The following is a 13752-nucleotide window of genomic DNA, read 5'->3' on the forward strand; positions in this document are numbered from 1 at the left end:
AATGCTCTTCCTTCGCGTACCCGGCGGCCATGATCCAAAGTCACTGGAGGGCCAAAGGGTGCGCGAAAATGCTCTTCCTTCGCGTACCCGGCGGCATGTTCCAAAGTCACTGTGGGAATCAGAAGTCGACGAACCGCGGGGTGCTGACCGAGTCGCGCGCGGCACGAAGATGGTGCGCGATCTCACCACGGGTGAGCCGGATGCCGGTGCCCGCCGGATAGCGACGCAGCACGTCGAGCCGGGCGAGCCGCCGGGCGACCCCGCCCATCGCGGCCCCCCGCGCCGCCGGCGCCGCGTGCCGCAGCTCCTCGGCGAGCCGGCGGGCGGTCTCCCAGCGCAACGCGAACAGGTTCTCGGTCAGTACATAGCCGAGCACCGGGAGTGTGGCGGTGACCAGCGTGTTCCACCGGTCGAGGGCGCTCGCCCAACCACTCACCGCCTGCGCGCTCATCAGAGCCGACCGCTGCGCCCGCTGGTTGTACTGACTGAACGCCTGGGTCGCGCCGGAAACCAGGAACACCGGGTTCAGCAGTGCCGCTCCGAGCGCGACCGCGGCGCCCGCGTAGTTGGCCTTCGGCAGCGCGGACGGGTCGAGGTCCATCAGGCGCTGCACCTGCGCCGACAGCGCCCCGGTCTCGGCCGCCGCGCGCTGTGCGGGGGCGAGCGCCGCTCGCAGCCGGCTCTCCTGAGCCTTCAGCCACTCCGGCTCCGCCCGTCCACCCGTGGCCGGCGCCAGCAGCAGCGCGTCGCGGTGGCGGATGAAGGCGGGCAGGACCGAGCCGACCTGGTCGAGGTGGCGCCGCAGCTCGTCGAGGCCCTCCGACAGCGCGGCGGCGGTGCGCAGCTGGCCCTCGTCGTCCGCCGGCAGCGTCACCGGGACGGCCAGGTCGCCCGCGGCCGCGTCGCCGAGCAGGGCGGCGTGCAGCTCGTAGAACGGGCCGAAGATCGTGTAGAGGAAGTAGTCGTCCTCCAGGCCCGCGGCTGCCCGCAGCATGTCGGGAAGGTGGCGCGGGTCCTCGGTGGCGTAGTTGCCGGCGACGATGTCCGTGTGCAGCGCGCGGACCAGCTCCAGCTGGCCGACGACCGTGACGTCCGCGCCCGCGGCCGCCACCCGCAGGCTGGCGCGTGCCGCGTCGGCGGTGCCCTCGACGGACAGGATCTCCGGGAACGGCACCCGCAGGTCGGCACCAGGGCCCTTCACCCGTAACGCGCCGGCCGCGACCGCGCAGGCGACCGGCCCCCCGTCCGCCAGCTCGGCCGGGTAGGGGCCGGCCGCCAGCGTCCGCTCGGCCGCCGACCGCACCCCCGGGTGGGCCCCCACCCGCTGGCCGAATGCCTCCGAGTCACTTTCCACGACCACCGGGCCGTGCTCCGGGTCAAAAATGACGAACCGCTGCGCCGAACCGGCCACCCGCAGCCGGGAGTCGGTCAGCTCGAACCGGGTAAGCGCCGTGACGCTCTCGCGCGGCTGCAGCTCCAGCACGGTGTCACCGAGGACGCAGTCCGCCCGGCCCCGCGCCGCGTCGCCGCCCAGCCCGCTCGCCCACACCGGCGCGGAGGTTCCGATGGCCGCGGGCTCGGCCTCGCGCCGCTCGGCGTGCGCGGTGGCCAGAAAGGCGGCGAGCACCTCCGGAGTGGCCAGGTGCAGCGTCACGCCGGTGAGGAACCGGCCGTCGAGCACGGCACCGCCGCGCACCGCCGCGCTCGTGGGGCCGGCCGGCTCGACGGCGACCCGGTTGAGCGGCCAGTCGATGATCGTCTGTCCTCGGGAGCGCAGCTCGAGCCGGCCGTCCTTCACGACGACGTAGGTGGTGAGCTCCCCGTCGGGGGCGCTGGGGGTGCCCGCCTGCCCCTCGCTCGCGGACGCGCCGCGGGCGGCGGCCGCGACCTTGGCGGCGGCGCCCCTGACGGTGGCCGCGGAGAGCCCGCCGGTGGCGGCATCGGCGGGAGGTGGGGCCACGGCGACCGGGGGCGCGGCGGCTTTGAGGGTGGCGTCGGCGCCCGGGTCCTGCTCGTAGTGCGGCGTGACGGACATGGCGCACGGGCTGACGAACGCCGTCGACCACGCGTCCGGCAGCAGCCGGCCGAACAGGCCGGTGAGCGCGGCGCGCAGCTCCGGCGGCAGCGGGGTGACGGTCGCGGCCTGGTAGGTCCGCCCGTCGGGGAACGCGACGTCGACGGCGAGCCGCGTGCTGCCCTCGTGGAGCTCGACCGTCGCGACGGGGTCGAAGGCCGGCTCCAACGTGCTCAGGACCGCGGCGCCGAACCCGCCGGTGTCGTGCACGTACACCGCCGGCAGGTCGGTGAGCAGCAGCTGGCGGCTGCCGATCATCGAGAAGCCGCTGGTCCGCCCCTCTCGCAGCGCGCACCATGCGCTGTCGAACACGACCCGTCCCCGCACCTGCGCCCAGTGCGCGGGCACCGGCGCGGCGGCGCCCCCGCCGCCCCACGGCGCGACACCCGCGGGCGGCGCGGGCGGCCGCGCAGGCGGGGGCGGGGGCGGGGGGCCGGCGATGACGGGCGCGGTCGTGTGCCAGGGGGCGATCGGAGGACCCGCGGCCGGCCCTGGCGCGGGAGCGGCCACGCCGACGACTGGCGGGTGGATGGGCGGCGGCGGAGGGCCCTCGACCGGCCTGTCGGCCGGGCCGAGGGCTGTCGGTGGCCAGTTCCAGCCGGCCGGCTGGCCGGCCTGTTGGGGATCGCCCGGATTACTGCTCACGTGGTTTCGCCGCCCCCATCCGAATAGGACGTGACCGGCCGCGCGCCCGGCGCGCGTGAGGTTTCCGATCGGGTAACGGAGGCGGGGCGCGCCCGGTCGCGGCCTTTCCTGGAAAGTACCGGCTAACCGGACCCCTTGCGCAAGCTGGCGGACAACCGCCGCTATCGAGGGTCGTGGCCGGTGCCCGATGAGGTGGGTTCCGGATCCTCGTCGACAGGCTTGCGCTGGCCGACGACGGCGCCACGGACCCGGCGCGGGGCGCTGGTTCGGTCACGGGTGGGCGGCTGCTCGGGGAGCAGAAGCCGGCGCAGCGCGTCGACCTGGTCCGCGGCGGGACCGGTGGCACGGGCGGGCACCGCGTCCGCGGCGGCGAGCACGTCGGCGTCGGACCCGCCGGACGGCCCGGCGGCCGCGGCGCCGTAGGTGCGGCCCTTCCAGGCGGCGCCGCGACCGGCGCGGTGGCGGCGGGCCGAGTCGAGGGTCATCGCCAGGTAGAACATCGCCGTCACCGGCAGCAGCAGCGCCGCGGGCGGCGGCTGGCGATAGTAGCGGATCATCGGCAGGTAGGTCCCGGCAAGCACCAGCCAGCCGGCCGCTCCGAGCGCCGCCAGCACCGGGTCACCGGCCGCGAGCCCGGTCACCGCCGCCACAACCGGCACGGCGAACAGCAGCAGCATGCCGACGGCGGTCGCGGCGAGCAGCGCGATCGAGTGGCGCAGCTGGGTGTAGGCAGTGCGGGCGATCATGTTCCACAGGTCGGCGAGCGCCGGGTAGGGCCGCACACTGTCGACCCGGTCGGCAAGGCCGAGCCACGTCCGCCCTCCGGCCTTCTTGACCAGCCGGGCGATCGCCACATCGTCGATGACCGCACCGCGCACCGCCGCGAGCCCGCCCGCGTCGACCAGTACCCCGCGGCGGACGAGCGAGCAGCCGCCCGCCGCCGCCGCGATCGCCGACCGCGGCCGGTTCGACCAGCGGAACGGGTAGAGCATCGCGAAGAAGTACACGAAGGCCGGGACGACGAGCCGCTCCCAGCGGGTGGTGACGTTCAGCCGGGCCATCTGGGAGACCATGTCGAGCCGGTGCGTCGTCGCCGCCTCGACGAGCGCGCGCAGCGAGCCCGGCCGGTGCGCGATGTCGGCGTCGGTGAGCAGCACGAACTCGGCCTCGCCCGCGAACTCCACGCCATGCTGGAGCGCCCACAGCTTGCCGGTCCAGCCGGGCGGCGGCGGGGTGGACGTGAGCACGGTGAGCCCGACGCCGCCGAGCGCGGCGGGGTCGCCGGCATCGCGCGCCGCGGCCCGGCGGGCGAGCTCCCGCGCGCCGAGGTCGCGGGCGGCCTCGGCGGTGTCGTCGGTGCTCGCGTCATCGACGAGGACCAGCGTCACCGGGCCCGGGTAGTCCTGGGCGAGCAGGGTTGGCAGCGTCAACGGCAGCATGGCCGCCTCGTCCCTGGCGGGCACGATGATCGCGACCGCGGGCCACTTGGCCGGTGTGCGCCGGGACGGCAGGCGTTGGTCGGTCCGCCAGTACCCGCCCCAGCACGTCGCCAGCGACACCCAGGAGGCCAGCGCGACGATCGCCACGCCCGTCAGCACCGTCAGAACCGTCTGCCCCGTCACCCTCCGTAGCGTGCCACGTGCGCGCAGTCGCCGCCTGCACACGCCCCCCGCACGCCCCGGGTGGTAGCAGCCCCTACCTACCCGAGCTGGCGCGGAGGCGCACCTCGCGGAGGCCCGGCCCACGAGCGAAGCGAAGTGGGTCGGGCCGCAGCGAGGTCGCCGGAGCGCCCGTGAGCGGAGGAGGACGGCACGCGGAGGTCCCTTCCCGCCGCGAAGCAAGGGAAGGGGCCGGAGCGCGCCGCCCGGACGGAGCGAACCAATGTCACAGCGAGCGCAGGTAGCCGCGGAAGGCGCGGACCGCGACTGCCGAAGCGACACCAGCCAGCGAGGCGAGCACGAGGAAGTAGCCCAGCACGGACAACCAGTCGGGATGTGCCTCAAGGGCGGTCCGTGAGCCGGTAACCGCCCAGTTCGCCGGGTTGTAGGCGGACGCCACGCGGATCCAATGAGGCAGCAGGTGCACGGGCATCATCGCGCTCGACAGGAACGTCAGGGGCAGCACCAGGATGTTCGCCGCCGCGATCAGCGCCTCCCGTCGGCGCACCACCAGCGCCAGCGCGCCCGACAGCGCCGTCACCACCGAGCTCAACGTGACCGCCATGACGATCATCACCAGCACGCCCACAACACCGGAGTGGAAGCTCGCGCCCAGCGCCCAGCCGAGCAGCGCCACCAGTGTCACCTGCACGGCGACGAGCAGTGCCTGGTAGGCGAGCATGCTGCCGACCACCGCCCACCGCCTGGTCGGCGAGGCCAGCAGCCGCTCCATCACCCCGCTCTCCATGTCGTCGATGAACCGGATCCCCGCCCAGCCGGCCGAGAACAGCACGCTCATCGTCGCCACGCCGGGGGTCAGGTAGTCGATGTAGTTCCCGCCGCCGAAGCCGGGGATCGCCGCCACGCCACGGAACAACGACCCGAACAGCGGCAGCCAGACCACGGCCTGCACCAGCGTGATCGCGAGGAACGCCGGATGGCGCAGCATCGCGCGCACCATGCGGGCCGTGAGCGCGCCGAACTGTCGCCACCCGGCCGGGTAGGCGACACCGCCCTCGAACGCGCCGACAGGCGCCGCCGCGACCGGCACCGGGACCGTGACCGGCACCGCGACCGGCACCGCCGCTGCCAGGGCCGCCGCGGCCGGGGCCGAGGAGCCCGGCGACACGATCTCCGGGATCTGGGACAAATCCCAGACCGCGGGGTCGTCCATCGCCGTGGGATCGTCCACCGCCGTGGGGTCGTCCACCGCCGCGACGTCGGCCATCGCCGTGACGTCGGCCATCGCTGTAGGGTCGTCTACCGCTGCGGCGTCGTCCACCGCCGGTTCCGGCTGGTTCGGGGCGCGCTCGGGTGCCGTCGCCATCAGGCCACCCCCCCGGACTGGCCGAGCCGGTGACCGACATGGCGCAGGTAGACGTCGTCCAGGGACGGGCGTGCCACGGTGGCCGCCACGACGGACAGGCCCGCACCATCCACCGCCGCGAAGATCGCTGGCAGTTTCACGGCGCCCTCGTCCACCCGGGTCCGCACCGCGCGTCCGTCGAACAGGACCTCCACCGCGCCCGGCAGAGCGGCGAGCCGGGCGCGCAGGTTTTCGGCCTGGGCGGCGGTCGGCTCCGTGCCCAGGTCCACATCGACGGCGTCACCGCGCAGCTCGCTCTTGAGCGCGTCCGGGGTGCCCTCCACGACCACCTGACCGCTGTCGATGATCGCGACCTGGGTGGCGAGCCGGTCGGCCTCCTCGAGGTAGTGGGTGGTGAGCAGGATCGTCAGCCCGTCGGCGGTGAGCGCCGCGATCTCGTCCCACATCACCGCCCGCGCGTGCGGGTCGAGACCGGTCGTCGGCTCGTCGAGGAAGAGCACGGTCGGGCGCTGGACCAGGCCGATCGCCACGTCGAGGCGGCGCAGCATGCCGCCGGAGTAGGTGCGAGCCAGCCGGTCGGCCGCGCCGACAAGGTCGAAACGCGCCAGCAGCTCGTCGGCGCGGCGGATGAGCGGGGCGCCGCCGAGGCCGTAGAGCCGGCCCTGCAGCAGCAGGTTCTCCCGGCCGGTGGCGTCGAGATCGGCGCCGGTCTTCTGCGACACGATCCCGATCGCGCGGCGGACATTCCACGGGCTGTGCAGCAGGTCGTGGCCGGCGACGGTGGCCGACCCGCTATCCGGCCGGGAAAGCGTCGCGAGCATTCGCACCGTGGTCGACTTGCCGGCGCCGTTCGGGCCGAGCAGGCCGAAGATCGTCCCGGCGGGAACGCGCAGACTGACGCCACGAACGGCCCGAATCGGCGGATCACCGCGCCGACGCCCCCGGTAGGTCTTGACCAGCTCGTGTGCGTCGATCGCCCACACTGGTTCACCACCCCCCGCCACGCGAGGCTTCGCCGCCGCCCCGCCTTCGGTGGGGGCCCTCTCATCAGTCTCGACCGCGGCCACCTCTGGCTGCGCCGAAACACCGCCTTCGACACCAGCCACGTCATCGACCCCGGCGACACCGGACTCGGTCTCCGCGCCGCCGTCGGCGGGAGTCCTCTCATCTCCCCCAGCCGCGCCCGGCTCTGCCACCGCCGCGCCGCCTTCGGCGGGAGACTGCTGGTCTCCCGAAGATCGCTGATCATCCCCGGCCACACGCGGCTTCGCCACCGCCGCGCGTCTCCTGGTCGGAGTCCGTGGACTGCCGCCAGTCGCACGCGATTTCGCCCTCGTCGGGCGTGCCTTGGGACGAGGCTCCGTCGTCGCTGGCTGGTCGGGGGCGGTCGGCTGGACCGGGATGGTCGGCTGGTCGGGCTTGGCGGCGGCTGGGATGTCCGGCTGTGGGCTGGAATCCGTGGGTTCGGGGGGTGGCTCCGGCTCAATTGCCGAAGCGGGTGGTTCCGTCGGTGGCGCGGGTCTGCGCGCCGGATGGGTCGTGGTCATGACCGCGTCTCGGTGATCCTCCGCTCGGCGGACCAGCCCAACGGCCGGCCCGGCGCCCCCTGATCAGCGCGGGCTGCGGCCCGCTTCGTGGATCCGACCGAAGTATGCCGATCCCATTCCAGACCGCAGCAAACATGCCACCAAGGACTACATCGTGGCATCTGTCCGTGCCGTTGCGTTCGCAAACATAGGCGTTCTGACGAACGGCGGGAACCTGATTCGTCACCAAAAGTCGGTAAAGACCACTGTCAGGCGGAATCGGCGGGGTGGCGGGCGAAGCGACGCAGCCGCAGGCTGTTCGAGACGACGAACAGGGAGCTGGCCGCCATCGCCGCGCCGGCGATCATCGGGTTGAGCAGCCCGAGAGCCGCGACCGGCAGCGCCGCCACGTTGTACGCGAACGCCCAGAACAGGTTGCCGCGGATCGTGCGCAGCGTCGCCCTGGACAGCCGGATCGCGTCAGCCGCCGACGTCGGGTCGCCGCCGACGAGCACCAGGTCACCCGCCTCGATCGCGACGTCACTACCCGTGCCCATCGCGAGCCCCAGGTCGGCCTGGGCGAGCGCCGGGGCATCGTTCACCCCGTCACCGACCATGGCCACGACCAGCCCCTGGGCCTGCAGCCCGCGAACGGTCTCGACCTTGCCTGCCGGCAGCACGCCCGCGACGACGTCCGCCGCGTCGATCCCGACCTGGGCGGCGACGGCCCGCGCGACCGGCTCCGCGTCACCGGTCACGAGCATCGGCCGCAGCCCCAGCCCGCATAGCGCGGCGACCGCGTCGGCCGCGCTCGGGCGCACGGTATCCGCGACCACGACAGCGCCCCGGGCACACAGGCCCACCGCGCCGGCAGCGCCCGCGGTGCCAGCGCCACCGGCACCGGCATCGCCGAGCCGCGGCGGCCGGTCCGGCGCCGGGCCCCAGGCGACGAGCACCACGGTGCGGCCGGCGGCCTCGGTGGTCACCTGCCACGCGGCAAGATCCTCGTCGACCGGCACGCCCCGCTCCGCGAGCAGCCGGGCCCGGCCGACGAGCACGCGACACCCGTCGACGGTGCCGCCGGCGCCGAGACCGGGCAGCGCGACAAAGTCGGTCACCGCCGGCGCGGCGAGCGCCGAGCCGGAGCTGGCCACGCCGGCTGTCCCGGCCGAACCGGCTGCCTCGGCCACGCCGGCGGCCGCGGCGATCGCCTGGGCGATCGGGTGCTCGCTGGCCGCCTCGACGGCGCCCGCCAGGCGCAGCACCTCGCCCGCGGTGATGCCGGCGGCCGCGGATCCGGGGGCAGGGCGCACCTCGACGACGCTCATCCGGCCGGTGGTGACCGTGCCGGTCTTGTCGAGCACGACGACCTGGGCCCGCCGGGTCGACTCCAGCACCTCCGGCCCGCGGATCAGGATGCCGAGCTGGGCACCGCGCCCGGTGCCGACCAGCAGGGCCATCGGCGTCGCGAGGCCCAGCGCGCAGGGGCAGGCGACTATCAGCACGGCGACGGCGGCGGTGAAGGCGGCGGCCACCGGCTGGCCGATGGCCAGCCAGGTGGCGACGGTCGCGACGGCGAGCACGAGGACGACCGGGACGAAGACCGCCGACACCCGGTCGGCCAACCGGGCGATCTCGGCCTTGCCCGACTGGGCGGCGGCGAGCATCCTGGCCATCTGCGCGAGCTGGGTGTCCGCGCCGACCCGGGTGGCCCGCACGACGAGCCGGCCCCCGCCCGCGACGGTCCCGCCGGTCACCGCCGCGCCCGGCCCGACGTCGACGGGCACCGACTCGCCGGTGACCAGGCTGGTGTCGATCGCGGCCGATCCCTCGGCGACGACCCCGTCGGTGGCGATCCGCTCCCCCGGCCGGGCCACGAACAGGTCGCCGACGGCGAGTGTCTCGACCGCCACCCGTCGCTCGGCCCCGTCCGGGCCCACCACGGCGACGTCCCGGGCTCCGTGCTCCAGCAGCGCCCGCAGCGCCGCCCCGGCCCGCCTGCGCGACCGTAGCTCCAGGTACCGGCCGACGAGCAGGAACACCGTGACGCCGGCCGCCACCTCGAAGTAGATCGTGTCGAGGCTCTCCCCGGGGCCGCCGCCCGTCCAGCCGACGGCGAGGTCGAAGCCGTGCCGCATGCCGATCATGCCGGCGTCCCCGAACACCAGCGCGTACAGGGACCAGCCGAAGGCGGCGAGCGTGCCGAGCGAGATCAGCGTGTCCATCGTGACCGCGCCGTGGCGGGCATTGCGCCAGGTGGCCCGGTGGAACGGCAGCCCGCCCCAGCCGACCACGGGCGCGGCGAGCCCCAGCGACACCCACTGCCAGCCGGGGAACTGCGCCGGCGGCACCATCGCCAGCACGATCACCGGGACGGCGAGCGAGGCGCTCACCCACAGCCGCGTCCACGACCGGCGGGTCTCGGCGGCCTCCCGCGTCTCGGCCTCGGCGATCGCGTCGACGGTCGGCGGATTCGCCGCGTCGAACCCGGATCCGTGATCGTGGCCGCTCTGAGGATGACTGTCCTGAGCACGGCCGGGGTACCCGCCGGAACCAGGCCCGTCGGTCTGCCCGCGCGTGCCGGCCGGGGTGAGCGGCGCGGCCGTGTAGCCGGCGGCCTCGACCGCCTGGACGAGGTCGGCGATGGTCAGCGTCCCACCCGCCGTGGCACCGCCAGCACCGCCAGCACCGCCAGCCGTCGTCGCGTTCGCCCGCGCTCCATCCCGGGCGCCGCCGGCGTACGCGTCGGTCGTCGGCTCACCGTCGTGGCCGACCAGCCGGACGGTCGCACGCTCGGTCGCGTAGTTCACCGCCGCGTCGACGCCCGGCAGCTTGTTCAGCCTGCGCTGCACCCTGGCCGCGCAGGAGGCGCAGGTCATCCCGCCGACCATCAGCTCGACGGTGTCGCCCGCGCTCATCGGGTCGAGTTCCCGGATCGCGGCCATCATGGTCCTCCCGCCCCTGGCACGCGTGGTCGCGCCCGCACGTCACACGAGCTGATAACCAGCCTCTTCGACGGCGGCCCGCACCGTCTCGCGATCAAGGGGAGCCTCGCTGGTCACCTCGGCCGTGCCGGACGCGAGGCTGACCAGGACCCCCGAGACCCCCGACAGGTGGGATAGCTCCTCGGTCACGGCGTTCACACAGTGCCCACAGGTCATCCCGGTCACGGTGTACGTGCTGGCGACCATGGCTTCCTCCATGCTTCGTATCCGGTCCCGCCGGTATCCTCCGGCGGCCCCACAATGATACCCCCAGGGGGTATCTGTGAACCAGAGATGTGTGCCTTCGAGGTGTCCGCCGAGCGTCACGACGTCACCAGGAGGACGTCACCAGGAGGTGGTGGGACCGCATGGGCCGAGCCGCCAGGAAATGCCTCGGCGGCCTCGGCATCTGTCGCCGAGGCCGCCGACGGAGTCAAGCGGGATGAGAAACGCCCATTCCGGGCGAGCGGGCCGGCCGGCCACCCACATGGGCCGGACGCGGCGCTAACCGTGGGCGAGCCTGGTGGCTACCTCGGTTGCCCAGTAGGTGAGGATGATGTCCGCGCCGGCGCGGTGGATCGCGGTGAGCGTCTCGTGGATGATCCGGTCGCGGTCGACCCAGCCGTTCGCGGCGGCGGCCTCGACCATCGCGTACTCCCCGGAGACCTGGTAGGCCGCCACCGGCACGTCCACCGTGTCGGCCACCGCCCGCAGGATGTCCAGGTACGCCAGCGCGGGCTTGACCATCACCGCGTCCGCGCCCTCGGCCAGGTCCAGCGCCACCTCCCGCAGCGCCTCGGCGGCCGAGCGGGCCGGGTCCTGCTGGTAGCCGGCCCGGTCGCCGAACTGGGGCGCGCACTCGGCGGCCTCCCGGAACGGGCCGTAGAACGCCGACGCGTACTTCGCCGAGTACGCCAGGATCGGCAGGTCGCGGTAGCCGGCACCGTCCAGGGCGGCGCGGATCGCGCCGACCTGGCCGTCCATCATCCCGCTCGGCGCGACCACCTCGACGCCCGCGTTCGCCTGCGCCACCGCGATCGAGGCGTACCGCTCCAGGGTGGCGTCGTTGTCGACGTCGCCGGTCTCGGTGAGCAGCCCGCAGTGGCCATGGTCGGTGTACTCGTCCAGGCAGAGGTCGGCCATGATCGCGACCGATCCGCCGACCTCGGCGACGAGGTCGGCGATCGCGAGCTGCACGATCCCGTCCGGGTCGTCCGCCGCGGAACCGCGGCCGTCCTTCACCGCGGGCACACCGAACAGGATGATCCCGCCGACGCCGGCCTCGGCCGCCTGGGCGGCGGTCTTGCGCAGCGAGTCGCGGGTGTGCTGGACGACGCCCGGCATGGACACCACCGGCACCGGCTCGGTCACGCCCTCCTTGACGAACACCGGCAGGACCAGGTCCGCCGGGTGCAGCCGGACGTCCGCGACGAGGCGGCGCAGCGCGGGCGTGCGCCGCAGCCGCCGCGGCCGCGCCAGCGGGAAACCAACGCCGCCGCCCAGCCCGGCCGCGGCGCTCACCGGTCGTCCCTCGACGGGCCGCCAGCCCCCGGCCGCCAGGCGACCCGACCACAACGCGACCGGGGCCCGACAGCCAGACCCGAACCGATCGCAAGGAAGCCGTAGAAGCCGGCCAACAACCCAACCGGAACGGCACGACGGCAGGCGACCACAGGATTCATCGCCGGCCCCGCCGGGGCTTGGGCAGGCGGGCGGCCAGCGGGCCGACCTTGCCCAGTTCCTCGCGGTGCTCGGCGGCGAACTCCGCGAGCGCGCCGACCAGCGCGGAGATCGTCGACTCCGGTGCCTGCACGTCGACCCGCAGGCCCAGCTCCTGGGCGGTCTCGGCGGTCTTCGGGCCGATGCACGCGATCACGGTCGTCTCGTGCGGCTTGCCGGCGATGCCGACCAGGTTGCGCACCGTGGAGGACGAGGTGAAGACCACGGCGTCGACCCGGCCGCCCTTGAGGGCCTCGCGGATCGGCGCGGGCGGCGGCGCGGCACGCACCGTCCGGTAGGCGGTGACGTCGTCGACCTGCCAACCGCGCTCCTTGAGCCCGGCCTCCAGGATCTCGGTGGCGATGTCGGCCCTCGGCAGCAGCACCCGGTCGAGCAGGTCGAGCGAGCTGTCGTACGGCGGCCAGTCGGCGAGCAGGCCCTCACTGGACTGCTGGCCGGAGGGCACCAGGTCGGGCCGGATGCCGAAGGCGCGCAGCTCGTCCGCCGTCGCCTCGCCGATCGCGGCGACCTTCACGCCGGCGAACGAGCGGGCGTCCAGGCTGCGCTCCTCGACCTTCTCCTGCACGGCCCTGACCGCGTTGACGGACGTGAACGCCACCCACTGGTAGCGGCCGGAGACCAGGCCGGTGATCGCGCGCTCCATCGGGGCGGCGGTGCGCGGCGGCTCGACGGCGATCGTCGGCACCTCCAGCGGGCTCGCGCCGTGCGAGCGCAGCAGGTCCGACAGGACAGCCGCCTGCTCCTTGGTCCGCGGCACCAGGACGGTCCAGCCGAACAGTGCCCGGGTCTCCCACCAGGACAGCTTGGCGCGGGTCGCGACCACGGGACCGATCGACAGGACGACCTGGGTCGGCGGCTGGCTCGAGTTGGCCAGCAGCGGTGCGCAGTCGGTCTCGATCCGGTCGAGGGTGGAGCTGACGGTGCGCTGGTCGGTGGTGGTGCCGTCGACCGTGACGGCCGTCGGGGTGTCACCCGGCCGGCCATGCTCGACGAGCGCCGTGGCGACCTTGCCGATCTCGCTGGGCGCCGCGGTGATCACCAGCGTGCCCGGGGTCTGGGCGAGGCCAGCCCAGTCCACGTCGGACATGCCCGCGACGGTCCCGCCGCCCAGGCCGCCGAACCCCCCGCCCAGGCCGAGGCCGCCGCCCAGGCCGCCACCAAGCCCACCGCCCAGCCCGCCGGAGCCCAGGCTTCCTGAGCCCAGGCCGCCGCCAAGCCCACCGCCCAGGGTGCCGCCGAGCGGGCGGCCGATCAGCCCGCGCGACGACCCGAACGGCGACGAGCCGAGGCCGCCCGTGTCCGGCCCGAACGGCGAGGCGACCGGCAGCTCTCCGCTGGACGAGAACACCCCGCTGGTGCTGGCGAAGGTCACCGGCAGGCCGGGGGCGACGCCCGCGTATGTGGAGACAGCGGCGCCGGTCGCGACACCGGGAATGACCTTGTACGGGATCTTGGCCTTCGCGAGCGACTGCGCGTCGTTCGCGCCGATCCGGGTCAGCCATGGGTCGGACGCGTAGAGCCGGACGACCTTGTCGCCGGCTCGTGCCCGGCTGACAACCGCCGCGGTGGCGGCCTCCGCGTCCCGGATCGGTTTCGGCGCGTCCAGGTCGCCGATCCGCAGCACCTCGGCGGTGAGCGGCTCGAGGATGCCGGGGGCGACATCCGGGTCGGCGACGACGACGTCGGCGGCGTTGAGGGTCTCGACGGCCAGCACGGTCAGCAGGCCGGGGTCACGGGGCCCGGCGCCCACGAGGGCTACCGGGGACACGGGCTTTTTCGTTCGTCGGGTGGCCATGAC

General features: G+C 74.5%; 8 protein-coding genes. All 8 read right to left on the reverse strand.

Translation table 11 applies throughout. The features are described 5' to 3' along the window. Positions 1–118 precede the first annotated feature (118 nt). The 8 genes from BCD48_RS25190 to BCD48_RS25225 all read right to left on the reverse strand — a co-directional run bounded on the left by BCD48_RS25190 (position 119) and on the right by BCD48_RS25225 (position 13749). On the reverse strand, positions 119–2719 hold the full coding sequence (locus BCD48_RS25190) for a hypothetical protein (protein WP_241841970.1): 2601 nt from the start codon (positions 2717–2719) through the stop codon (positions 119–121). Positions 2720–2880: 161 nt separating this feature from the next. Further along, positions 2881–4317, reverse strand: coding sequence for a glycosyltransferase (locus BCD48_RS25195; RefSeq protein WP_312622927.1), 1437 nt, complete (start codon positions 4315–4317; stop codon positions 2881–2883). 286 nt (positions 4318–4603) lie between these two features. Next, entirely contained in the window at positions 4604–5704 is a 1101-nt protein-coding gene (locus BCD48_RS25200) for an ABC transporter permease (RefSeq protein WP_083419161.1), read from the reverse strand. Further along, entirely contained in the window at positions 5704–6687 is a 984-nt protein-coding gene (locus BCD48_RS25205; protein ID WP_071050856.1) for an ATP-binding cassette domain-containing protein, read from the reverse strand. Before BCD48_RS25205 ends, BCD48_RS25200 begins: the two co-directional genes overlap by 1 nt. A gap of 812 nt (positions 6688–7499) precedes the next feature. Then, positions 7500–10175 carry a heavy metal translocating P-type ATPase gene (locus tag BCD48_RS25210; RefSeq protein WP_071050857.1) on the reverse strand — a complete coding sequence of 892 codons (2676 nt, stop codon included), beginning with the start codon at positions 10173–10175 and terminating at the stop codon, positions 7500–7502. 42 nt (positions 10176–10217) lie between these two features. Then, positions 10218–10421 (reverse strand): heavy-metal-associated domain-containing protein, encoded by a 204-nt coding sequence (locus tag BCD48_RS25215; RefSeq protein ID WP_083419167.1) that lies wholly within the window; start codon positions 10419–10421, stop codon positions 10218–10220. 297 nt (positions 10422–10718) lie between these two features. Next, positions 10719–11735: a porphobilinogen synthase gene (gene hemB, locus BCD48_RS25220; protein WP_071050859.1), complete on the reverse strand. Its 1017-nt coding sequence runs from the start codon at positions 11733–11735 to the stop codon at positions 10719–10721. Between the two features lie 157 nt (positions 11736–11892). Next, positions 11893–13749, reverse strand: coding sequence for a bifunctional uroporphyrinogen-III C-methyltransferase/uroporphyrinogen-III synthase (locus tag BCD48_RS25225; RefSeq protein ID WP_071050860.1), 1857 nt, complete (start codon positions 13747–13749; stop codon positions 11893–11895). Positions 13750–13752: the final 3 nt, after the last annotated feature.

This window comes from Pseudofrankia coriaricola (assembly GCF_001854805.1).
GTDB lineage: Bacteria > Actinomycetota > Actinomycetes > Frankiales > Frankiaceae > Pseudofrankia.